Source organism: Mucilaginibacter sp. (genome assembly GCF_039925265.1).
Classification (GTDB): domain Bacteria; phylum Bacteroidota; class Bacteroidia; order Sphingobacteriales; family Sphingobacteriaceae; genus Mucilaginibacter.
In genome coordinates this window covers 16,152-40,186 of sequence record NZ_JBDSZG010000064.1, presented here as the reverse complement: position 1 = coordinate 40,186, position 24,035 = coordinate 16,152, and the positions used below count along the sequence as shown (strand labels likewise).

The window sequence follows — 24,035 nt, the reverse complement described above, 5'->3', positions numbered from 1 at the left end:
GTTAATGTTTTGCTATGGAATAACTGATGCCTAATGTGATGGTGCGCGGCGGGGCGGCGTTGTAGGTGTCGCCGTACTGGTTGCTGGTTACCGTGGTGGCGTAAAGTTTATCGGTAACGTTAAGCGCGTTTAGCCAGATGCCTGCGCCTTTTAACACGCCCGCCTTCATATCATACCCTAACCGCACATTGTAAATATTATACCCCGAGTACGTTTCGGTATTGGCCGGGTTGGTAAAATATTGGTTAATGTGCTGCCATTCAGCCGAAAGGCGGAAGCCTTCGGCATAAGCCGGTTTGTAGGTGATCTCCGAATTAGCTATCCATGCCGGGGCGTTGTTCATGCGCTTGCCGTTATAGCTGATAACCGTGTTTGTGCCCGTAGCGTAATTGGTGCTCACCTCACTGTAATCTACGTACGTATGCCTTGCATTGGTCCCGCTGAAGCGGAAACTGAGTTCCTTTACCGGCGCATAAGCTACCGAATACTCTACGCCACGGTGACGGGTTGCGCCTGCATTTTGGTTTTGGGTGGTATTATCGGGCAGCAACTGGTTGATGATCTCGTGGCGGCCTTCCAGATCGTACAGGGTAACCTCGAGGTACATCTTTTTATCCAGCAGGGCCAGCCAGCCGCCGGCTTCGTAGTTGTTAAAGGTGGCCTGTTTTAATTGTACCAGCTGGCGCGAGCTGTATAGGTCGCCGGTTTCGGGCGGCTGAAAGCCTACACTGTAATTAGCATAAAAGCCTTTGTTATTGCCGAAATTGTAGGTGAGCCCCAGCTTAGGCGCCACGATGTTAAAATCGTTAGTTTCCTGCTGTTTGTATTTTGTGCTACCCGCGGGGAGGTTGTTGCTGAAGGCATAGTGGATCCGGTCATAACGTAAACCCATCACAATACGCAACGCGTCAACCGGCTTAATTTCGTATTGGGTGTAAGCCGCGGTGTTAAACAGCTTAATGTGGTAATCATCAATAAAACGGCCGGTATTGGTATAGCCGGTGTAGTAATTATTGGCTACATCTTTTTGCACCTCCAAATATTTGGCGTAGTAACTGCTGGGGCTGTTATCTGCGTAGACCCCGGCAATCAACCTCGAATGTAAAAAGGCAAAATCGGTACGGTGCTGGGCCAGCATGCCAATGCTGTGAAATCGCTGGTTGTTCTCCTGCCCGTTGGAGCTAAGGTATTTGCCGGTATTATCCCGCACATCCGAAATGAAATAACTCGGTAATTGCGCGGTGGAATTATTGCGGTAGAACAGCGTAACAAAGGTATTGCTGTTATCGCTCCAGGTATGCTCCAGCCTGGTGCTGGCCCTAAAGGCTTCCACTTTGCGGTAGGTAAAACGCTGGTTGGCGCCATAGTTGCGGTTGTGAAAATGCACGCTATCTAAACTTCCCGGCGTTTGGGTGTTGAGGTAGTTATAGGTTGCCGCAGCGGTTAAGCGGGTTGCCGCGTCAACGTCATAAGTGGTTTTGATGTTGGCGGAATACTTATCAAAATTCGAATAATCCTGCCAGCTATCTTTTTGATGGGCTATATAGCCGCCCGCGTAAAGCCCAAATTTACCCGACGTAAGGCCACCGTCGGCGTCTACCCTACGGTACTTATAATTATCGCCCTGTACCGATACATTGGCGGCATAGCCTGCGGGCGCGCTTTGGGTAATAAAGTTTACCGCGCCGCCGATAGCGTTGCTGCCATAAAGCGAAGAAGCCGGGCCTTTGATCACTTCAATATCGCGTACGCCGCTCATGTTGATCTCGTAAAGCGAGTTATGATTGAACATCCCCGTTGGGCGAATAGGCAGCCCGTCTTCCATATACAAATAAAGGGCGTTATAGGTAATGGGCTGGCGAATAGCCATGGTGTGCTGTTCGTTACCCAGGTTCACCATGTAAACACCGGGCACCTTGTTCAGCAACTGGTAAAGGGCTGTGGCTTTGGTATCGTGCATTTGGGTAGCGTTTATCTTGCTGATAGTGATAGGCGCGTTTTGTCTTGCCTGCCGTTCGCGACTGGCAGATACCACTACCTGCTGCAGGTCTATCGTAGCAGGTTCTAACACGATCTCTGCAGAAGTAACGCCCTTAACTATGGCATACAATTGCGTATCATAGCCCACAATGCTAAAACGCAGAATTTTAACACCATCGGTACTGATGGCAAAGTGCCCTTTTGCATCGGTATGGGCCAGGTTTTTCAGGTTATTAGGGTCATCGGCATTGTATACTGCAACGCCTGTAATGGGCTCATGGGTACGCGCATCGGTAATGGTGCCGGTAAAATTGTTTTGCCCGAGGGCTACTGCCGATACGAAGGAAAATAAGATATATAATAGGGTAAATGGTTTCATAAATACATATAAGATTCGCCGCGTGGCAAAAGCCACGGACATAAAAAACATACAGCCGCGTGCAAAAATTAAAATGCACGAAACTTAACCATGGGCAAGGCCATCATTAAAACTGTACAGGAAAACTTTATAGAATTTAGGAGAGCCGCGGAGGCTGAAAGATGGGGCGGATCTGGGTGGGCAGGTTAATAGGAGGCTCCGGGCTTGCTATTACCGCCAACAAAATAGAGTGGAATTTAATTTGCTCTGGCTCGTTAAATCCCGCTTCCTGGAAAAGGTTCTTTTGCGACGACCGTTCGCCGGCTGCTTTGCTGTCTTCGGCTTGCTTTATCTTTTTCATAAAGTAGCACTTGCCGTTACAATGCATCCAGGGTTTATTGCGGTTTTCGCAAAGCTTGGTAGCGATATAATTGCGGTTAAGCTCGAAACCAGCGTAAACAAACAGCCGCGTAAAGTTCACCGTTAACAGCGAAATAATTAGCAAATATGCGGTTATACGTTGCAGCATTTGCCGCAAAGGTAAAGCTTGTGGCTTGTATGTGAAAATGGAATGGTGAATTATCAGAGAAATGCTTTTAGGCTTGTTCGCGTTCGACATGGGGCGCGAACAGCCCGAACGAGCCCGAACATTGTGATTTTAAACGAAATTACTACTGAATAAGCCTGTGAAAATCTAAAAAGCGATTTCCCCGGGTGAATTATATTCCCAATAAAAAACCCCACCGTTTCGGGCAGGGCTCTATCGGTTTTAGGTTTGTAATTACTTGGCGTGTTTTAATACGAAGTGCGAAGCCGCACCACCGAAATCAATATTCATGGCAACAGAATCGGCATAAACTTTACCCGTGTGCGGGTAGTCGGTACCGTTTACGTTTACTTTAAAGGTAAAATCATCACCTTTAATTTTGCCATCATCAACGCTAACATCGCCCATGGGGGATGTGGCGGTACCGGTAAGTTTTTCGCCATCAACCTTAAAAGTGTAAGTAAGGTCGAGCGCCTGGCCATCGGGAGTGTTAAGTACGCCTACCCACTTGCCGTTAAGATCGGCAAAGGCTGCCAAACATATCATAAAGCAGCAGGATAATACGGCTGTAATAAAGATCTTCTTTTTCATAATCAGTTTGTTTTGAATTACTAAATGTAAGGCTTTTATTAAAAAAACAATAGCCGAGAAAGAAATTTAATATACCGCTAACACACGCGGCTACTCAAACTTGTCTGCCACTACCTGTATCTTCATATCCGGCATTTCTGCCGCCTCCATAGTAGCGGTAATTTTGCCGGCTTTGCCCACAATGGTAACAGTAGCGTTGAGACTTTTACCACCATCCGTAAACACGGTTGTTACCACGGTTTTTCCCTCTTTATAAGGTGTAGACCAATTGCAGGTGTAGGTTTTTATATCGCCCGTCATTTTGTGATCTTCGTCGCCGGGGGCAATAATTATCTGTGTTTTGGTTAGAGTGATAATGGTTTCCTCATCCTTGCTGCGTTGCAATTCGCCTTTGGCATTGTAATAATTGGTGGCCGATGCAATAAGCATTACAGGCTTGTCGCATTGCGCAAAGCTGATGGTGCTGCCAGCCAGTAGTAAAGCAAAGGCTAATACAGTCTTTTTTAAATGGTTTGTTTTCATTTTTTTACGGGTTAATAGGTTATTCAAACTTATCTGCCACTACCTGGATCTTTTTGCCGGCCTCTTCCTCAGCCACAAAGGTTAAGGTCACTTTTCCGGCTTTGCCTTCAATGGTGATGGTAACATGCAGGTCGTTATTACCATCGGTCAGCACCGCTTTTGCAATTGTTTTCCCGTCTTTAAAAGGGGTGGTCCAGTTACAGGTATACTCGGTAACGTTACCATTCATCATGTGGTCGCCGGGGGTAATGGTGAGTTCGGTTTTTGATAAAATGATAACCGTTTGCTCCTCTTTTGTCCGCTCTACCTCGCCCTTATCGTTTATATAGCTGGTTACCGATGAGGTGAGTTTTACCGGTTTGTCGCACTGTGCAAAGCTGATGGTACTGCCTGCCAGTATTAAAGCAAAAGCCAATAGGGCTTTTCTTAAAATGTTTGTTTTTGTTGTTTTCATTTTGTGATCGATTTTTATTTTCAACAAAGATATGTGTTTTATATAGTATTATGCAATACCAAGTACTATATATTTCTAAAATAAATTTGGTGGTATTTTATCCCTGATTTCTGTCGTAATATTTATTTAAGATAATATCCTGTTATCATCAGATAGGAATCAATAAAATCGAAGTCTGCTTTCATTTTACTTTTGAATAGCTTTATATTTAGCTAACCAATAACCCTTTTTTTCCATGAAAAAACTTTGCTTTTTGCTTTTCGTTTGCTGCAGCATCTCCGCGTACGCGCAGAAACAGGATTACCCCATACAGCCACTTGCTTTTACCCAGGTAAAACTGGCCGATCATTTTTGGGCCTCCCGCATCGAAACCAACCGAACGGTAACCATCCCGGCATCGTTCGAACGTTGCAAAAGCACGGGCAGGATAAAGAATTTTGAGATGGCCGCCGAAGGGAAAGGCAAATTTTGCACCACCTATCCGTTTGACGATACAGACATTTATAAAACCATCGAAGGCGCATCATACTCACTGGCCGTACATCCTGATAAGCAATTGGATGCCTACCTCGATTCGTTGATCACCGTTGTGGGCAAGGCACAAGAGGCAGACGGCTACCTGTATACATCCCGCACTATCGATCCATTGCATCCCGGCGACTGGGCAGGCCCCGAGCGTTGGGTAAGAGAAAGTGAGAACAGCCACGAATTATACAACGCCGGCCACATGTATGAAGGTGCCGCCGCTCATTTTATGGCAACCGGTAAACACAACTTTTTAAATATCGCCCTTAAAAACGCCGACCTTCTGGTGCAAACCTTCGGCCCCGGTAAACGCGCGGTAGCACCCGGCCACGAAATTGTGGAGATGGGGCTGGTGCGCCTGTACCGCATCACCGGCAAAAAAGAATACCTGGACCTGGCTAAATTTTTTATAGACCAGCGGGGAAAAAAGGCCTACAACAAGAAAAGCAAGAACGTTTGGGAGAACGGCACCTATTACCAGGATGATAAACCGGTAATTAACCAGGACGAAGCCGAGGGCCACGCCGTACGCGCCATGTACCTATACGCCGGTATGGCAGATGTAGCCGCTTTAACAGGCGATAAAGAATACCTGGCAGCCATTGATAAGATCTGGGATAATATGGTAGGCAAAAAAATGTACGTGCAGGGCAGCATTGGTGCCGTTGGCGATGGCGAACGTTTTGGCGCCAACTACGAATTACCAAACGCTACCGCCTACAACGAAACCTGCGCCGCCATAGGCAGCGTTTTTTGGAACCAGCGGATGTTCCTCTTGCATGGAGATTCGAAATACATTGATGTGCTGGAGAAAGTATTATATAACGGGCTCATCTCCGGTGTGGGGCTGGATGGTAAATCTTTCTTTTACACCAACGCTATGCAGATCCAGGATCACTTTACGCACCCGGATATTGAGCGCGAACGTTCGGGCTGGTTCGTGTGTTCCTGCTGCCCAACTAATGTCGCCAGGCTGATCCCTTCTATCCCCGGCTATATCTACGCCCAAAACGGTAAGGATGTATTTGTGAACCTGTTTATCAGCGGTACAGGCAGTTTAAAGGTGAATAACAAGGCCCTGCAAATTACGCAGCAAAATAATTACCCGTGGGATGGCGGTTTGGCGTTCATCATTAACCCGGCATCGGCAATGGAGATGAACCTGAAGATCCGCATACCGGGCTGGGCGCAAAACCAGGCCGTTCCTTCAGACTTGTACAGCTACCAGCAGCCGCTTAACAAAAAAGTAGAAATTAAGGTGAACGGTAAGCCGGTGGAGTACCAGCTGGAGCATGGCTATGCAGTTATCAGCAAGAAATGGAAAAAAGGCGATAAGGTAGAAATGACCCTGCCGATGGATGTACAGCGCGTAATGGCCAGCGAAAAACTGCCCGATGATGCCGGTAGAGTCGCCCTGCAGCGCGGCCCGCTAATGTACGCCGCCGAGTGGACAGACAACGGGGGCAAAGCCGCGAATATCATCATCCCTAAAAACACAGCGTTTACAAGCCATTACGAGGCCGGGCTGCTGAATGGCGTTACCGTTTTAAAAGCTGAGGTAAAGGCCATCAACGTAGATACCGCCAAGCAAACCGTAAGCACGGAAAGCAAAACCCTTACCGCTATACCGTATTATGCCTGGGCAAACCGCGGCAAAGGAGAAATGATGGTTTGGTTCCCGGAAGAGGTAAAATTTGTCGATATTATCAGCCGATAACCAAATCTCTATCAAATGAAGAAGATCCTAACCGTTTTATTCCTGCTGGCCTGTTTTGCAAAGGCCCATGCGCAGGTTTCGCTTGCAACCGGCTGGAAGTTTAAGGTCGGCGACAGCACTGCTTTCAGCGCGACAAATTTCGATGACAGCCAGTGGCAGGCCATTGATATTAGCAAACCCTGGGAACGCCAGGGGCACGACTATTACAATGGCTTTGGCTGGTACAGGCTGCATGTAACTATCCCTGCATCGCTAAAAAACAGTTCGTACTTAAAGGACAGCCTCCGCATCGATCTGCAGAATGTAGACGATAACGACGAATTGTACCTCAACGGTAAACTGATAGCCAAAGGCGGCAGCGATATCAAGGTATCTAATTACGGCCCGCGTCACTACATGCTGGCCACTAACAACCCCGCAATTTTGTGGGATAAAGAGAACGTATTGGCCATCCGCATATTTGATACCGGCGGCGACGGAGGCCTTTATGGCGATAAGTTCAGCATCAGCATGAACGATATTATGGATTATGTATCTATCAACACCGACGCGGACTTTGTGTACGGCGCAAAAAACGCGGTTGGCAAATCTATCAAACTCATCTCGAAAGGCAATAATTACCAATATAAAGGCAAACTGGATTTTAAAGTGACTGATCCGGAAACCGGCAAAGTACTTTACGAGAAAACAAACAAAGCCGCCTTTACCGGCAAAAAGCCGTTTACCTATACATTTAGCGCGGCAGCTATCGAACGCAAATCGTACCAGTTGAGCTATGTTTTTACAGATAGCTTGTCGGGCACCAAAATTTCTAAGGTAGAAAGTACGCCGTATATCCTTACGCCGGCACCATCGGCACAGCCAAAAATTAACGGACCCGAAGTTTATGGCGCAAGGCCGGGCAACCCATTCCTGTATCTTATCCCGGCAACGGGACAAAAACCGCTTACCTATAAGGCGGTTGGTTTGCCAAAAGGCTTATCACTGGATGCAGCAACCGGTATTATCACAGGTTCGGTTAGTAAAAAAGGCGATTACCCGGTAACATTTACCGTAAAGAATGCTGTTGGCTCGGGCACAAAACAATTTACCATCCGTATTGGCGATAAAATTGGCTTAACCCCCGCTTTGGGTTGGAACAGTTGGAACGCCTTCGGTTTAAGTGTGGATGACAGCCGCGTGCGCACCGCGGCGCGCACCATGATAGAGAAATTAGCCTCCTACGGCTGGAATTATGTAAACATTGACGACGGATGGGAAATTGATAAACGCCTGCCCAGCGGTGAGATAACTGCCAATCAAAAATTCCCGGATATGAAGGGAACCGTGGCCTATGTACATAGCCTCGGGCTAAAAATGGGGATCTACTCATCGCCCGGCCCAACTACCTGCGGCGGCTACTTAGGCAGCTGGCAGCACGAAGACCAGGACGCTAAAACGTATGGCGACTGGGGGATTGACTACCTTAAATACGATTGGTGCTCTTACAGCGAAGTATCGCCAAAGGCCCCAACGCTTACCGATCTGAAGAAACCTTACCAGGTGATCCGCGCATCGCTGGATAAGGTTAACCGCGATATTATGCTAAGTTTTTGCCAGTACGGCTGGGGCAAAGTATGGGAGTGGGGCGCCGAAACCGGCGGTAATAGCTGGCGCACCACCGGCGATATCCAGGATACCTGGAGAAGCATGTCGGAAATTGGCTTTAACCAGGATGAAGCCGCCAAATTTGCAGAGCCCGGGCACTTTAACGACCCCGATATGCTGGTGGTTGGCAAAGTGGGCTGGGGCCCAAGCCTGCACAATACGCACCTTAGCGCCGATGAGCAATATACGCACATCAGTCTTTGGAGCCTGCAGTCGGTACCCTTGCTGATAGGCTGCGACATGGGTGCGCTGGATAAGTTCACGCTGAATTTGCTCACCAACAGTGAAGTATTGGCTATAGACCAGGACGCTTTAGGCAAAGCAGCCCGCCAGGCAGTAAAAGGCGACACGTACCAAATATGGGTTAAAGAAATGAAGGATGGCAGCAAGGCGATAGGCCTGTTCAACCTGTCGGATAAATATCAAACCATCACCCTGCCGGGCGAAACGGCGGGCGCTTACAAAACCATCCGCAACGTGTGGGAGCAAAAAGACGTTACAAAAGGTGCGGGCGATTTTAAGGCAAGCGTTGCACCGCATGGAGTAATGCTGGTAAGGGTGAAGTAGGAAGAGACGCACGCCCCACCCAACCCTCCCCTGAAGGGGAGGGCTTAAAGAAGTAATTAACGATATATAATAAATAGTAAATCAAAAATTCCCCCTTTAGGGGGTTAGGGGGCTAAATATGAGCATAGTATGGAAAGGGGTATTCCCGGCGGTAACAACAAAATTTACAGATAAGGATGAATTGGATTTTGACGCTTTCGATGCCAACATCGAAGCGCAGATAGAGGCGGGTGCCAATGGTATCATCATCGGTGGTTCGCTTGGCGAAGCCAGTGTACTGACCGATGAGGAGAAGATAATTCTGCTGGAGCATACCGTAAAGCTTGTAAATAAACGTGTTTACGTTGTGCTCAACATTGCGGAGCAAACTACTAAAGCTGCCCTGCAATGCGCCAAAAATGCCGCAAAGTGTGGCGCCGATGGCCTGATGCTGCTGCCGCCGCTGCGTTACAAAGCCGATGAGGAAGAAACCGTAAAATACTTTGCTGATGTAGCCAAAAGCACCAAGCTGCCTATCATGATCTACAACAACCCTTTCGATTATAAGATAGAGGTTACGCTGGATATGTTTGAGCAGCTTTCGGTGTATAAGAATATACAGGCGGTGAAAGAATCTACCCGCGACGTAAGCAACGTTACCCGCATGATCAACCGTTTTGGCGACAGGTTTGCTATTATGACCGGCGTAGATACACTGGCATTGGAAAGCCTTTTTATGGGTGCCGATGGCTGGGTTGCCGGTTTGGTTGACGCTTTCCCGAAGGAGACCGTAGCTGTTTACCGCTTAGCTAAAGCCGAGCGTATGAAAGAAGCGCTGGCTATTTACCGCTGGTTTTTACCAGTGCTGGAGTTAGACATTCACCCAAAACTGGTACAGTACATTAAGCTTGCCGAAAGCGTTACCGGCCTGGGTACAGAAACCGTGCGTTTGCCGCGCCTCAAAATTACCGGCGAGGAACGCGACAGGGTTTTAGGCATCATTAAACACGCCGTAAAACACCGCCCGGAATTGCCTGCAGGCAGTTGGGGTATAGAAACTGAAGCGGAAGTTGATGTAACGGGGATTAGTTAAGGGAAGCAAGAATTAAGAGGCAAGAATCAAGATACAAGAGACAAGAATCAAGAAAAGGCGAGGGAAGATAGGATTCTCTTCGCGCATTAGCTCGTACTTTCATGCGTGCTCATCGATGACACGGAATTATATCAACGATTACTCGGGCGCTGTAAAAACACCGGCCGCTTATCAGTTGGGCGTTTCGTAGTAGTAGATGGGGGCAAACACGCCTTCGCTGGTGGTGTAGTAACCTTTACCATCTGGCGTAAAGCCAATGGCCTCGCCTTGTTTTTCCTGCTTGTAGGGCAACTCACGTGGTGGGCGCTGCATGGCTCGCCACGCAGGCTCGTTTGGTTGGCGCTGCCAATAGTAAACCTTTTCGTAGCTCTTTACAAGGATCTTTGTACCATCTTTAGAAATATCGCCGGCGGTTATCCATTTAAAGGGTTTTATGCCTTTAAAGTATAGCTTGGTCCTAAGGGTCATGGTTACGGTATCATCGTTGCGGTATTTTAGCGGATAGGTGTATACGCCAACAGTATCGTAACGCTTGGTAACAATGTAGATGAGTTTTTCTATAGGGTCTATCATCATGGTTTCAGCATCCTTTGCACCATCGGGGTATTTCAGGTTAATGGGTACCGGCACGGTGTTGGCCAGGCTATCTCTTCCCCATTCCTTTTTTTCTTCGGCACGATAAACGGTGATGAACTTACGTGAGGAACCGTTATCGCCAATATCGCCGACGTATACATAGCTTTTGCCCGGTACAGGCCCCGGGCCAACGTCAATATCTTCTACATCAATAGCGCCGAGGTGCTGCTTATGCCCCCTGTAGTAAATAGTGGTATGCAGTTTGCCATCTGGCGTTATGGCGAAGAAACGGCTGGTGTCGCCGCTATCGTTGTGTACGTAATAAATGCCTTTGTTGAGGGTAGATGCTGCTATGCCCGACGTTTCGTCCATCTCCTTATTCTGTAATTGGCCGCCTGCCTGCTGTTTCCGATCGATAAGGCGATGCTTGGCATATGCGCCAATAAACATCAGCACAACAATGGGGATGAGGATATTTAATTTTCTGCGACGGCTCATTTCTTTATATGCATTAATAACATCCATTCGCTTCATATATTATCAACTTCGCAGCAAAGGTTATAGTTATTTAACAAGTAAAGCACAAATATCGCAAATTTAGCCTGTTATGGTAAATGAAAAACTCCATGTGTACAAAAAAGCCGCCTTTTTATAAGGCGGCTTTCAATAGGGTTTATTTAAACTTAAGCAACGGCTTCAGTTTTTGTAGCCTGGGTCATTTCAATATCCGGTTTGCTTACATCGGTAATAGCTACGCGGCCACGGTCGCGACGCAGGATGCGGTTAAACAGGGAGATCTCCCTGTCGAACAAAAACTGGAAGAATAACTTGGTCCACGAGGTATGGTAATACAATGTATCGTAAAACTCGGGCGCTGTTTTTTTAATTTCAGGCAACTTATTCCATGGGATAGAAGGAAAATCGTGGTGCTCGTTATGGAAACCTACGTTAAAAGCCACTGTATTTAGTGGGCCATAATAGCTATAGGTTTCCTGCTCTACGCTGTGGGTAAGGTAATGTTCCTGGATCCAGCGGGCACCAAGCGGGTGCAAGCCAACCGAAAACGAAAAACTTAGTAGCAAAAATACAAGTGAATGCGCACCCATAAAATAAACTATGGCGGTGGTGAATACTACCTGTATTAAAAAGTTAGTTACTATCCAGCCATCAAAAGGATGGATCTCGCGTAAGCGCGATAAGCGGAAAAGCTGGAACACAGGGAAAAATAGCAGCCATAATGCCTTGCCAAAAAACGAATTACTGATAAGCTTGGCCTCCCAGCGGTTAGGCAGATCGGCGTCCAGCTCATGCACACCCTGGAAAGAGTGGTGTTTGATGTGGTATTTTTCGAATGAGATGGCGCTTGGCAATATTTGGGGCAAGTTGGCAAACATAGATGCAAAGCGGTTGGCGTTGCGGTTTTTAAACAGTAACTGATGCGTACACTCGTGTATCATTACAAATAAAGCATGATCTGCAAATGCGCCTAATAGATAAGCCGCGCCCACTACCAGCCACCACGACTGATCGCGCAGTAACCAGGCCAGTATCACCTGGAACGAAACCAGACCGATGATAGCGAAGATCGTATTCGGGTTTTTACCTATCAATTTCCTAAGATCGGGAAACTGTTTTAAAATCTTTTTTGTACGGATGCGGTGAGGTTCAGACTCACTCGAATAAACAAAATCGGTTTTCTTCATATTGGGTTAAAACGATGAAGATAAGCATATCGTGTCACAAATCCAGTTTATTGTTATAATTTGATGATATTTAGGTGAAAAAAAACGGGCAATATTTCTTTTAAGGAAATAATTTCCTCAATTTTAAATCAGGATCGGGCCTTAATTTTGCGCCTAATGCGGGGCATTTACGCTAAAAATCAATAATATGTGGTGGATATACGCTTTACTCTCAGCTGTCTTTGCGGCACTCACGGCCATTTTCGCAAAAATTGGAATAAAAGGGGTTGATACCGACCTGGCTACCGCCATACGCACGGTGGTGATACTGCTTATTGCCTGGGCAATTGTACTTATAAAAAGTACGGGCAGCGGCATAGGCAGTTTAACCCGGCTCAACTGGATATTCCTGGTGCTGTCCGGTTGTGCTACCGGTTTGTCGTGGATCTTTTATTTTAAGGCGCTGCAACTGGGCAAGGTATCGCAGGTGGCACCGGTAGATAAGTTGAGCGTTGCCATCGCCATCATCCTCTCGGTGATATTTTTGGGCGAACCGCTCACGCTAAAATCCGCTTCGGGTGCGGTGCTTATCATCGCGGGTACGCTGGTATTGATATTTTAGATGGATGCATCAATTACATCCCCGGTTTTGTTGCAGCGCCAATCAGGGTTACATCAACAAGTTCCAGCGCGGTAACCATGTGCTGCACCGTCTCTTTATATTTTTTAAAGTGAGGCGTTTCTATGTGCAATTTGTACGCGGCTGTATCGGCGTAAGTTTCCAGTATAGTGATGTGTGCCGGGTTGGTTTTATCGGCAACCGCATAGTAAGTTAATACCCCAGGCTCCAGCTTTACGGCAGTTGCCATCTGTGTTTTTAGGGCGGCATTATACTTAGCTAACTGCGCAGGGTCCACCTGTATCTTTGCCAGCCTAACCATCTGGTTTTTTTGTTGTGCCATTGTTTTGTTGCTGAAAATAAGCATGAATATACTTATAGAAAGAAATAAGAACAGCCGCGTGGTATGGTTTAATTTCATTTTGTTGCGTTTAAAATTAACGGATCTAAACTCATGCTCGTAAGATAATAACCGTCATCCTTGTTTCAGGCCCCCACGACACATGTCGCCCACATGCAAAACCGCTTCGCACGTCGCTGCTTTGCATGTGGGGTGCCGAAATAAATCGGCATGACGTGCTCGTTTTTATCTTCCAAACACTTGTGTTGCCTTAAACCGCCAATTCCTCATAAGCAGCCGTCAAGCTCCGTTGGATACCCTCGCCCTGCCATAGGGTTACACCCGGGATAGCTTTCGCCGCTAAAATCTCCTCCTTGGTTTTGCCGGCCTTGATGCTACTTTCCACAAAAGCTACCAGCTTTTCCATATAATCCTGCATTTGTTTTACATCTTCTACAGTGCCGGTAACTTTTAATGGCTCGAAGGCATGGCCGAAAACGTACTGCGTATTTTTATCGAAGTGTTTGGTAGCGGCTTCCAGCGCCTGGGGCCAGTGCTTGCAGGATGCGCCTGCAGAGCGGTCTATATAGGGGTGCATTTTGTTGAACACCAGGTCGCCGGTGTGTACAATGTTGGCATGTTCAAAATGAATAAAGGCATCGCCATTGGTATGGCCCGCGCCAAAATAATGCCCGCTTACGATCTCGTCGCCCACTTTTACCTTCCACTTATCGGTAAAGGTGGTGTCGGGGTACAGTTGCTGGTCTTCCTTTTTCTGTTTTACAGCCGACGCTTTTTGATTGACAAGCGAGTTGGCATGTGCTGCTACATTTTTGGCTATGCCCTTAAACGCGATGTTGCCGCTGGTATGGTCGCCGTGGTGATGGGTGTTAATGAGCCATTGGAAAGGTTTATCGCTTTTCTTTTGCATTTCTGCTATGAGGTGCGGCGCGGTATTAGGGAACTGCGCGTCTACCACTACAATGCCTTCCTTATTCACCATCCAGGCGATGGTACCGCCTTGCTCGATAAAGATCCCCACATTATTACGTAAGGGGATCACCTGGTAAGCCGGGTCGGCGAGGATTGAGGCAAAGCTGCGATTGCCTAAAAATGCCAAAGCGCCTGCGGTAAGTGCCGTATTTCTTAAAAATTGTCTGCGTTCCATGGTAGTTAGTTTTTATAGTTCTTTTTATAGTTCATAGATGATGGTTCATAGTTCATAGCCAAAATAGAGATAGCGATGTGATTAGCAAATTTTGTTATTAACCACTCACCGCTCCCAACTCACTATTAATATTGATGAAATGCCTGCGATACAAACTCCAGCACCACGGGTAGCGATGCGCGCCAGTAGGTCCAGTTGTGGGCCCCGTCGCGCACGCGGTACTCATGCGGAATTTCCTTTTTGCGCATCAGGTTATGCACCAGCCCGTTGCCTTCGTATAAAAAGTCGTCGTCGCCTACATCCATAAACCAGCGCACCGCTTTTTTGTTAGCATCGGGCATGGCGTTTATCAAAGGGATAACGCTGTATTTGTTATAATAATTGCTGATGGTGCTATCGGCGAGGGTAACATTCGGGTTGTTTTTCACCAACGCCGCCTTTGCTTCCTCCAGGCTCAGGAAACCGGTGGCTGCGCTCAGCGGACAGGCGGAAGAGAACATCTCGGGATGGTGCAAGGCGTAAACAAAGCTGCCGCCGCCGCCCATGCTGAGGCCGGCAACCGCGCGGTAATGCTTATCGGCTTTTATGCGGTATTTCTTTTCTACGTAGGGAACCAGTTCGGTAAAAAAGAAATCTTCATAATTAAAGTCGCCTTTTATATCGTTATTATAACCGCGCCTGCCGGTGTTGGCATCGGGCATTACAATGATCATGCTGGTAGCAATGCCATCACGAATGGCCTTGTCGGTAATATTTTGCACCTCGCCAAACTGCACCCATCCGGTTTGGTCGTCGCCGCCGCCGTGCAGCAGGTAAAGCACCGGGTAGCTGCGGCCGCTGGTCTCATAATCGGGCGGAAGGTAAATAGCAAACTTGCGCTCGCTTTTCAGGATCTTACTGTTGAGGGTTAAATTATCAAACACCTTGCTGGTTTGGGCAAACAGCAGGGCAGGACAAAGCGTCAGCAATACGGATAGCAGTTTTTTCATCAGGATAAGTTTTTTATTTGGTTTGATGCAATCGGGGTTTATTGCAGGCAGATAAATTTAGGAATAAAAAATTGATAAGCGGGATGGAGATTTGACAACTTTTTAAAGTTGTCAAATCTTTACAGATCAGGTTCCTATTACGGTTTAGTGATCTTTGCGTACAAATAACTATGGCGTTCCCTTCGGGCCAGGCTATCCGTTCCAACTCCTCATTCCGCACCGCTGATAGAAGCGGCGCTACATTCCGGGGTTTCCACTACTATCCTTAACGCGAAGACGACCAACTAATTTTTTTATCATTTCCTGTATCATCCTGTAAGCCAATGCCGTAATGTAAATAATTAACCGGGTGAAAATATACGCTAAAACTGATCTTATGACACGCAAAACTCCGCTGCTGCTCTGCTTACTGATTATCGGCCTCGTTTCCTGCAACAAAAACGATGGCATCGACCCCGGCGAAGGCAAGAGCCTGGTACTTACCACCGCCGAGCAACAAAAGGTAGCAGCGGACAATGCGTTCACGCTTAAGCTTTTCAAAGAAATTTCCGCTTCTGAAGGCAGCGACAAAAACCTTTTCCTGTCGCCCCTTAGCGTAAGCTTTGCCTTAGGAATGACCGCCAACGGCGCCAAAGCCGAAACACTCACCGCCATTAACACCACCATGAATTTCAACGGCTTTACCCAGGCCGCCATCAACAGTTATTACAACAAACTGATGACAGAATTGCCCGGACTTGAGCCAAATACGCAGCTGAAAATAGCTAATTCGATATGGTATCGCCAGGGGCTGGATGTGCTGCCGCAATTTATTGATATTAATACCAGCGCTTATCAGGCCAAAGTAGAGGCGCTTGATTTTGCCAACCCGAGCGCTAAAAACACCATCAATAATTGGGTTAACGATAAAACTAACGGTAAGATCCCCAACATTATAGATGACATAAGCGCCGAATCGCAGATGTTCTTGATCAACGCCATTTACTTTAAAAGTGTTTGGAAAACCAAGTTTGATGCGGCTAATACTATAAAAGGTACGTTCACCCAAACCCGCGGCAGCACCGTGCAGGCCGATTTTATGTCCGGGAAAATAGATTATAATAACAACATTGTAAGTGTAGATGGTAAAACGACCATAGTAGCTGAGTTTCCTTATGCGCATGATCGGTTTAGCCTGGTAGCCATTCTCCCTGCCGAAGGTGTTTCGGCTAAACAGCTGTTAGCCAGTATAGATTCTGCCAAATGGAGCAGTTGGATGGCAGGGCTCGGCGCGCAGCAGAGCCTGGTTTACTTCCCTAAATTCAAATTCGCTTACGCCAAATCATTAAAAGACCCGCTAATAACACTGGGTATGGGTAAAGCCTTTAGCAATATGGCTGATTTTACCGGCATCCGCGCCGCCGGCGGCTTATCTATAACTGACGTAAGACATAAGGCTTTTGTAGAGGTAAATGAGGAAGGTACCGAAGCCGCCGCCGTAACTTCAGTTGAAATTGGGCTCTCCTCTGCCGGGGTGATCCCCACGCTGGAATTCAACCGCCCCTTTATTTTTGCCATCCGCGAGATGAAAACCGGGCTGGTGCTTTTTGCCGGGTTAGTAAATAACCCGGTATTGGCAGGGGAGTAACCAGCACGAGAAAATATCGAACACCGAATGCTGAATATCGAATAATGAAGTGAAGGGGACGTCATTATTTGATATTCGATTCTCTCGTTTATGCATTAGCTCTATAACACTGCCCCTGTTAGGGGCTACCTGTTTGTAGCATTTGCAGCTAAAATATTTGTGCTCCGTAGGTGCAACCTCAATTTGCAGGGTAGCCTTTAATAACGTATTGGGTAGGATGGGGCAAAGAGATGATTTATTTTGTTGGCTACAAACAGGTAGTCCTTACAGGACATTGGAATTTTCTTGTGGTGGTAAGCACGGCAGTAGATTAAAAGAATATCGAACACCGATATCCAACATCGAAATTTTCTGTTCATTATTAAATATTCGGTGTTCATCATTCAAAACCTACACCACAACGCCACCCATTAGTGGGTCACTAAAGCTGTGTTTACCGGTTTCTACCCGGCCTGCGTAGCGTTTCTCAAAATTAATATGGCCTTTTACTTTGATGCTGAAATCGTACCAGCCGTGGCTTTTTTGCAGGTTTACAACCAAAGGGATAAACCTTGCCGCATTGTAAACCGTGCGGGTAAGCGGCGCAGTTTTGTAGGCGTTATCAATAATTTCAACCATTAATGGCTTACTGCTGCCCGAGCTTAGCGCGATCTGGATATTGCCGGTTAGTTTTTTGCCAGCGGCATCTTGTTGGTATTGCACATCGGCAGTTACATCAGGGTCCTGCGCGTTGCCTTTGTATTCGCGGTAAAAGCCGTTGGGGCCATAAACACGCAAGTGGTACCGGCCATTCTCAAAATCACTCAGTGCCCATTCGTCGTTAAGGCTTTCACCCGCGGTAAGCGCATAACTCCAGTTGCGGGCGGTATCCATTTGTTTGGGGTTGTGCAGGCTTGCATATTTGCCGGGCGCGTAAACGTTAAACGGCGCGCCAATGGCATGTTTCCCAAAAGCGTTGTCGCCGGCTTTAAATGCTATGCTGAACGACTTTTTATCGTCGCTCAAACTACCATCGGCATACAGCTCATAGGGCAGGGCATTGGAGTGTTTTACGCCGGTTTCCTGCTTCGGCATAAGCGCGGAAGCGTGGCGGTTTGTTTTGATCAGGGAAATATCGGCGCTGTTCAGTTTTTTAAAGGTTGGCAGCTTTTTGAATTTTGCCTTGTGGATTCCTTCCACATACTTGTCCATGTCTAAAAACACCGGATTAGCTATCGGCTCGCCATTGTAGGGGCGGAATGCCGAGGTAAGGTCCCCGCAGATGGTTCGTCGCCAATCGCTGATGTTGGGTTCTTTTATATTTTTGCCGGTTTTGTGGCTCAGAAAGTTTTCCAAAAACTGCAGGCAGGAGGTGTGGTCGAACACTTCGGAGTTTACCCATCCGCCGCGGCTCCATGGCGAAGCGATCACCATTGGCACACGGTAACCCAGACCTATAGCACTTTCGCGGTCGTAATGAGTTGGGAAATCTTTGCGTTCCTGTTCCTGCTCCAGCGTTACAAATTCTGCACGGGTATCAATCCCTTTAGATACTTTACCGGTTCCGTCCTTATGCGAATGCGGTGCCACAAAGGGAGGGATATGGTCAAAATAACCATCATTCTCGTCGTAATTCAAAACAAAAATGGTTTTCTTCCAAACATCAGGGTTCTGGGTAAGGATATCCAGCACCTCAGAGACATACCAGGAGCCATACCATGGCGCGCCGGGGTGGTCCGAGAAATTCTCGGGGGCAACCAGCCACGATACGGTTGGCAATTTGCCGGTTTTTACATCTTCCCTAAATTGGTACAAAACATCGCTTTTGGGTACCTGTACTTCGCGGGCCGTGCCATTGTCGTTGTACTTCAGCGTGCTTAGCTCGCGGTATTGCGGGTCGTTGCGGTTGGTAGCAAAACCTTTCTGGTGGATGTTTTTTTCCTTTTGCGATAACCTGCCATAGGCTCCCGGCTCTAAAAGTTTCGGGTTGTTTTTAATATCGGCCAGTTCATCCTGCATCCATTTCAGCTCGCGTTTTTTCTGCTTCAGGCCTTTATCGCCGGCAGGCATACTGCTTATTTTTTGTTCGGCCTCTGTTATTTTACCGGGGAGTATTTCCAGTAATTTTTTGCGGAAGGTGGTGTGGTTATCGTGCAGTTTTACGTTGTACTGCTCAAAAAATTCCAGCGGATTATCGGTGAAGTTGGCTAACCAGGAATCCTGCTCGCCTTCAAAGCCTGTTGGTACGCTTACCTCGTTCTGGTAACATTTCCAGCTAATGTTATTGTCTTCCAAACGCTCGGGGAAGGTGGTCCAGTTCAGGGTGCCGAAATCAGCATCTTCGTTCCACACCCTCGGGCGCGATTTTTCGTTTTGCTCCTCGCGGACGGTGCCTGTCCAAAAGAAAAGCCTGTTGGGCGTAGTGCCGGTGAGCGACGAGCAAAAATTCTGGTCGCACACGGTAAAGGCGTCTGCCAGGGCATAATTGAACGGAAGATCCTCGCGGGTGTGGTAACCCAGGGTAAGCGGCATATCCTTATAGTCGGGGTTGCCCGATTTTTTTTCGATCAGCCATTGGTCGAACTTGCCATCATTACGGGCGTTAACCTGGTTGGTCCAGCTATGTGGCAGGGAGTTCATCCAGGTGGCTTTTGTGTTTTTTATATCGAGGTGAAATGGGGCGAAAGTTTCGCCTTTTTCGTTGGATTGCAACCAAACGGGGTTCTTGTTGGGCAGGTCGATAGCTCTTGGATCGTTATACCCCCGCACGCCCTTGAGCATCCCGAAGCAATGATCGAACGAACGGTTCTCCTGCATCAGGAAAACAATATGCTCGGCATCCCGCCAGGTACTGCCAATTTTAGGGTTTATGGCCAATGCCTTTTGGATAGACGGCGGTAAAACACTGCTTAAACCAGCCGCCCCTGTAAGCATGGCCGCTTTTTTAAGGAAATCTCTGCGAGAATCTAACATGAGGTAAATATATTAAACAAGTTTAATGATGCGTAGGGCATATTAAGAACCGCAAGGTTATGCAACCACTGTTAACTGTAAATAATATAAATGTGAACGTTACGCTTAAAAAATAAATTTGCTAAATTCCCTGCGTAAATCTAACCATCTATTTATGATCCGTAAGTTCACCCTCACCGTCGCGCTGTTTTCGGCACTTGCTTTAAACACCATTGCCCAAACCGGGCCGTATGTTCCAACTGCAGATAACCTTGCCGCCCGTAAAAAATTCCAGGAGTTAAAATTTGGCCTGTTTATCCACTGGGGCATCTACAGCATTTTGGGCGCCGGCGAATGGGTAATGTACGAAAAGAAGATCCCTTACGATAGTTATAAACGCCTCGCCGGGTTCTTTAATCCGCAGGAATTTAACGCGAAGGAATGGGTGCAATTCGCCAAAAAAGCGGGGATGAAGTATATCACCATTACCTCGCGCCACCACGATGGGTTCAGTATGTTCGGCACAAAAATGTCGCCCTATAATATTGTGGATGCTTCCCCTTACCATAAAGACCCCTTGATGGAGCTGGCCAAAGAATGCGAGAAAGAAGGCATCGAACTGCATTTTTACTACTCCCTGCTGGATTGGGGAAGGCCCGACTACGCCTTTGGTAGCCCTATTGTTGATGGCAAACCGCAGAACGGCGACTGGGATAGCTACATCAAATTTATGAAAGACCAACTAACCGAGCTGATCACCAAATACCCTGCGGTAAAGGGCATTTGGTTTGACGGGCATTGGGAACGCAAAAACGCTAACTGGCATTACGACGAGATCTATGGGTTGATCCATAAGCTAAACCCCGCCATATTGGTTGGGAACAACCACCATTTGGAGCCGATAGAGGGCGAAGACTTCCAGATGTTTGAGAAGGACCTGCCGGGTGCCAATACCACCGGCTTTAGCGGGGAATCGAAAATTGGAAAACTACCGTTGGAGACCTGCGAAACCATTAACAATAGCTGGGGCTTTAATATCACGGATCGCAGTTTTAAATCGTCTAAACAGATCATCCATTACCTGGTAAATGCTGCAGGGAGGGATGCTAACTTTTTGCTGAACATTGGCCCCATGCCAAACGGTAAGATCCAATCGGAATTTACCGATACGCTGGCTATTGTTGGCAACTGGATGCAAAAGAACGGCGAAAGCGTTTACAACACCAGGGGGAGCTCGATGCCACCGCAGCCATGGGGCGTGATGACCGCCAACGGAAAAACGCTATACGCGCACGTTACCACAAGCCCGGCGCAAGCTTATATTTTCATCCCGCAGATGAAGGAAAAAGTTACCAAAGCCGTTTTGCTAAACGGTGGTGCTGCGGTAAAGTTTAAACAACAGCCCGAAGGCGTTTTTATTTATACCAGTGGGTTAGCTATGGACCCGACTGATACCATTGTTAAACTGACGGTAAATTAAGAGCATCACTAACAACACCATAAAAAATGGCCGGCTTTTTTTTGAAGCCGGCCATTTTTATTTATCAAAGTTAAAAGCTTATCGCCCGCCTGCATCCTGTGCAGGCATGTTATTATTGTCTTCCTTGTCTTTTTCTTTATCCTTGGAAAACTCCAGCTTACCAAATTTATAGCTAAGCGATATACCGAAGGATTGCAATGGCACCTGCCTGATGTTGATCTGGTTAAACGTAGTGCCGTAGGTGGTAGCCTTTTGTGTGATGTAATGGCTGAACGGGTTGGCAGCAACCAAGCCAAGGCTGGCCTTTTTATTAAGGAACTGCTTGCGAACGGCGAAATTATAAAAGAAGAAATACGGCCTGGTGCCCTGTAAATTCTTTTGCGAGGAGTTGTAGTTAGCAAATGCCTCGGCGGTAAGATCGTGCGGGAACTGGTAGCTGGCGTTTAAATTGATGCGGTAGGCAAGCCCGGTTACTTTTGCAATACCGGGATTGGTATTGGTACGGCTGGCAATGAACATATTGGTACGCAAATTTAACTTGCCGATAGGCACCGAGCCAAAAAGGTTACCACCAATAGTAGTTTGTGTGCCGATGTTGCTGCGCTGGTTTAGCAGTACGTTGGTATAGTCGCGACCATTGATGTCCAGCACCTCGTAACGGGTGGTGTATTGTTGAATATCATCAATATTGTGGCGGTAAAAGCTCCCCAGGTAAATGTTGCCACCTCCGTCGAAAGAGCGGTTGTAGCCCAGCTCAATGCCATGGCTTATCTCGGGTTTAAGATTGGGATTACCCGTGCTGATATTATACGGATCGCTGATGTTATAAAAAGGGTTCAGGTCGCCGTAGTCGGGGCGCTCTATCCTGTAGTTGTAACTTGCTTTTACCGACTGTGTAGGGCTGATTTTATGCGAGAGGGTTAAAGACGGAACCACCGTGTTGTAACCAGGTATGATCACCCCCGGGAAATCTGCCGTGGTGTTGGTATACTCATTTCTTACCCCCGCCTTTGCATCTAAAAAATTATTGAATAGCGATGTGGATACAGAAAGGTAGCCGGCGTAAATGTTGCGCTTGTAATTAAAGCCGTAGCTCTGCCCGGCGTTATTAATATAGGTGCCATCTGTTAGCAGCGTATCGGTGTTTACTACGTTCTTCAGGTTTTCTATAATGAGTTTGGCACCGGTTTCCACAGTAAAAGTTTTACTGAAGGGGTGGCTGTAATCTACCGAGATATTTGTCTCCCTATCGTTACCGGGGTTGTTGCTGCGCGAACCGGTAGTTGGGCGGGTACCGGTAAGATAATCCTGCTCGTTAAAATACGAAAAGGTGTTTTTACCATAGCTGGTGGTGTACAGTATCTCCAGCTCCTGGCCTTCGGTCTTAAACTGTTTTTTGTAGGCGAGGCTTACATCGGTAGCGTTAACCTTAAAACGACTATCGGAGGTGCGCAGGCTCATCAGCTCGGATAACAGGCTGCCGGTTGATGTTAGCGTTTGTTGCTCCTGGTTGCTGAAACCAAAATTGTGGTTGCCAAAATGGTTAAACCCTACCGATGCGGTTAATTCATCTTTTGGGGTAATGCTCCAGTTAAAGCTAAGGCTCGATTGGTAGCCGCTGCGCGTTTGGGTATTTTTACCGCTTTGCGCCAAAGTGGTAGTCGTGTTGGCAGTAGGATCGGTACTGTTGCGGAAGGTACTGTTAGACCCGGTAGTATTTAGCTGAGCGTTCCCGCTGAAAAAAGCGTTTACGCCAAAGTTGTTTTTACGCGCGTTAAGGTTAAACGAGCCATTCTCTAACCGGCTGCCTGCCGATAAATTAACGCTGCCGTTGATGCCCTGTACTTTGCTGTCTTTTAATATAATGTTGATGATACCGCCTGTACCTGCCGCGTCGTATTTTGCGCCGGGGCTGGTGATCACTTCTATACTCTTTATTTGGCTGGCGGGTATGGCCTGTAGCGCGTCGGCAAGGCTGGCACCGAAGATGCTGGATGGCTTACCGTTGATAAGGAAACGCACATTGGCATTGCCCTGCAACTCCACATTACCATCAATATCAACAGAAACCTGCGGTACTTTTTTCAGCACATCCAAAGCAACACCGCCTTGCGCGGTAAGGTCGTTTGCGGCGTTATAAACCATTTTATCTATACGGTTCTCTATAATAGGTGTCTTTGCTGTAATGGTTACACCTGCTAATTGGTTTTGCACGGGCTGCAATAATATCGCGCTTAACGCCGGGGTGCTGCCGCCATCTGTTACAGTCACATGATCAATAGTAGTGCGTTTATAGCCTAAAAAGTCAACGGTTACTTTGTAATCGCCGGCGGGGATATTATCTATGCTGAAAGTGCCTTTTGCATCGGTGCTGATGCCGTTGAACGGGCTGGCAGCACCTTGTTTAAATACCGAAATGGTAGCGTAATCTACCGGTTGTTTGGTTACAGCATCGGTTACTTTGCCGCTTATTTTGCCTTTACCAGCGGTTTGGGCGTAATTGTTTACAGAAAATAGGAGAAAGAAAAGTAGTGAGAGTACCGTTCGCATGGAGGTGTTAGTTTTATTAGAACCACAAATCTGCCAAGAAACTTTGGATTAAAACTGAGTTTTGATTTAGATGTCGGAATTGTTACAGAACCG

General features: G+C 47.2%; 18 protein-coding genes. 6 read left to right on the top strand and 12 right to left on the bottom strand.

All coding sequences use genetic code 11. The annotated features are described in order from the left end of the window. Position 1: 1 nt before the first annotated feature. From ABIX36_RS26555 to ABIX36_RS26535, 5 genes are all read right to left on the bottom strand, one after another. On the bottom strand, positions 2 to 2,359 hold the full coding sequence (locus ABIX36_RS26555) for a TonB-dependent receptor (RefSeq protein ID WP_348085195.1): 2,358 nt from the start codon (positions 2,357 to 2,359) through the stop codon (positions 2 to 4). A gap of 136 nt (positions 2,360 to 2,495) precedes the next feature. Further along, the gene (locus tag ABIX36_RS26550) at positions 2,496 to 2,867 is read right to left on the bottom strand and encodes a hypothetical protein (RefSeq protein WP_348085194.1); all 372 of its coding nucleotides are present in this window, start codon (positions 2,865 to 2,867) and stop codon (positions 2,496 to 2,498) included. Between the two features lie 252 nt (positions 2,868 to 3,119). Next, positions 3,120 to 3,476, bottom strand: a complete 357-nt coding sequence (locus ABIX36_RS26545) for a glycoside hydrolase (protein ID WP_128532318.1) — start codon at positions 3,474 to 3,476, stop codon at positions 3,120 to 3,122. Positions 3,477 to 3,566: 90 nt separating this feature from the next. After that, the gene (locus ABIX36_RS26540; RefSeq protein ID WP_348085193.1) at positions 3,567 to 3,998 is read right to left on the bottom strand and encodes a hypothetical protein; all 432 of its coding nucleotides are present in this window, start codon (positions 3,996 to 3,998) and stop codon (positions 3,567 to 3,569) included. A gap of 19 nt (positions 3,999 to 4,017) precedes the next feature. Next, positions 4,018 to 4,452, bottom strand: coding sequence for a hypothetical protein (locus ABIX36_RS26535; RefSeq protein WP_348085192.1), 435 nt, complete (start codon positions 4,450 to 4,452; stop codon positions 4,018 to 4,020). 235 nt (positions 4,453 to 4,687) lie between these two features. On the opposite strand from ABIX36_RS26535, the gene ABIX36_RS26530 reads away from it, so the two are divergent. The 3 genes from ABIX36_RS26530 to ABIX36_RS26520 all read left to right on the top strand — a co-directional run bounded on the left by ABIX36_RS26530 (position 4,688) and on the right by ABIX36_RS26520 (position 9,980). Then, the gene (locus tag ABIX36_RS26530; RefSeq protein ID WP_348085191.1) at positions 4,688 to 6,694 is read left to right on the top strand and encodes a glycoside hydrolase family 127 protein; all 2,007 of its coding nucleotides are present in this window, start codon (positions 4,688 to 4,690) and stop codon (positions 6,692 to 6,694) included. Positions 6,695 to 6,709: 15 nt separating this feature from the next. Beyond that, positions 6,710 to 8,908 (top strand): putative Ig domain-containing protein, encoded by a 2,199-nt coding sequence (locus ABIX36_RS26525; protein WP_348085190.1) that lies wholly within the window; start codon positions 6,710 to 6,712, stop codon positions 8,906 to 8,908. Between the two features lie 118 nt (positions 8,909 to 9,026). Next, positions 9,027 to 9,980 carry a dihydrodipicolinate synthase family protein gene (locus ABIX36_RS26520; RefSeq protein ID WP_348085189.1) on the top strand — a complete coding sequence of 318 codons (954 nt, stop codon included), beginning with the start codon at positions 9,027 to 9,029 and terminating at the stop codon, positions 9,978 to 9,980. A 171-nt stretch (positions 9,981 to 10,151) separates the two neighbouring features. Here ABIX36_RS26520 and ABIX36_RS26515 read toward each other — a convergent pair whose 3' ends face one another. Continuing rightward, positions 10,152 to 11,081 carry a hypothetical protein gene (locus tag ABIX36_RS26515; RefSeq protein ID WP_348085188.1) on the bottom strand — a complete coding sequence of 310 codons (930 nt, stop codon included), beginning with the start codon at positions 11,079 to 11,081 and terminating at the stop codon, positions 10,152 to 10,154. Positions 11,082 to 11,239: 158 nt separating this feature from the next. After that, the gene (locus tag ABIX36_RS26510) at positions 11,240 to 12,259 is read right to left on the bottom strand and encodes a fatty acid desaturase (RefSeq protein WP_348085187.1); all 1,020 of its coding nucleotides are present in this window, start codon (positions 12,257 to 12,259) and stop codon (positions 11,240 to 11,242) included. Positions 12,260 to 12,446: 187 nt separating this feature from the next. Between ABIX36_RS26510 and ABIX36_RS26505 the strand changes: the two genes are divergently transcribed. Continuing rightward, positions 12,447 to 12,860: an EamA family transporter gene (locus ABIX36_RS26505; protein WP_348085186.1), complete on the top strand. Its 414-nt coding sequence runs from the start codon at positions 12,447 to 12,449 to the stop codon at positions 12,858 to 12,860. Between the two features lie 13 nt (positions 12,861 to 12,873). Here ABIX36_RS26505 and ABIX36_RS26500 read toward each other — a convergent pair whose 3' ends face one another. The 3 genes from ABIX36_RS26500 to ABIX36_RS26490 form a co-directional block, all read right to left on the bottom strand. Then, a complete protein-coding gene (locus ABIX36_RS26500) occupies positions 12,874 to 13,200 on the bottom strand; it encodes a putative quinol monooxygenase (RefSeq protein ID WP_348085185.1) in 327 nt (108 codons plus the stop codon). A 268-nt stretch (positions 13,201 to 13,468) separates the two neighbouring features. Next, on the bottom strand, positions 13,469 to 14,365 hold the full coding sequence (locus tag ABIX36_RS26495; RefSeq protein WP_348085184.1) for an MBL fold metallo-hydrolase: 897 nt from the start codon (positions 14,363 to 14,365) through the stop codon (positions 13,469 to 13,471). A 125-nt stretch (positions 14,366 to 14,490) separates the two neighbouring features. Next, the gene (locus ABIX36_RS26490; protein ID WP_348085183.1) at positions 14,491 to 15,354 is read right to left on the bottom strand and encodes an alpha/beta hydrolase-fold protein; all 864 of its coding nucleotides are present in this window, start codon (positions 15,352 to 15,354) and stop codon (positions 14,491 to 14,493) included. A gap of 376 nt (positions 15,355 to 15,730) precedes the next feature. On the opposite strand from ABIX36_RS26490, the gene ABIX36_RS26485 reads away from it, so the two are divergent. Further along, positions 15,731 to 16,981: a serpin family protein gene (locus ABIX36_RS26485; RefSeq protein ID WP_348085182.1), complete on the top strand. Its 1,251-nt coding sequence runs from the start codon at positions 15,731 to 15,733 to the stop codon at positions 16,979 to 16,981. A gap of 390 nt (positions 16,982 to 17,371) precedes the next feature. Here the strand turns inward: ABIX36_RS26485 and ABIX36_RS26480 are convergent, their stop codons facing one another. Then, the gene (locus tag ABIX36_RS26480; RefSeq protein ID WP_348085181.1) at positions 17,372 to 19,933 is read right to left on the bottom strand and encodes a phospholipase C, phosphocholine-specific; all 2,562 of its coding nucleotides are present in this window, start codon (positions 19,931 to 19,933) and stop codon (positions 17,372 to 17,374) included. Positions 19,934 to 20,087: 154 nt separating this feature from the next. Between ABIX36_RS26480 and ABIX36_RS26475 the strand changes: the two genes are divergently transcribed. Next, complete coding sequence (locus ABIX36_RS26475; RefSeq protein ID WP_348085180.1) at positions 20,088 to 21,392, top strand: alpha-L-fucosidase; 1,305 nt, start codon at positions 20,088 to 20,090, stop codon at positions 21,390 to 21,392. 78 nt (positions 21,393 to 21,470) lie between these two features. Here ABIX36_RS26475 and ABIX36_RS26470 read toward each other — a convergent pair whose 3' ends face one another. Next, positions 21,471 to 23,942, bottom strand: coding sequence for a TonB-dependent receptor (locus ABIX36_RS26470; RefSeq protein ID WP_348085179.1), 2,472 nt, complete (start codon positions 23,940 to 23,942; stop codon positions 21,471 to 21,473). Between the last annotated feature and the right edge of the window lie 93 nt (positions 23,943 to 24,035).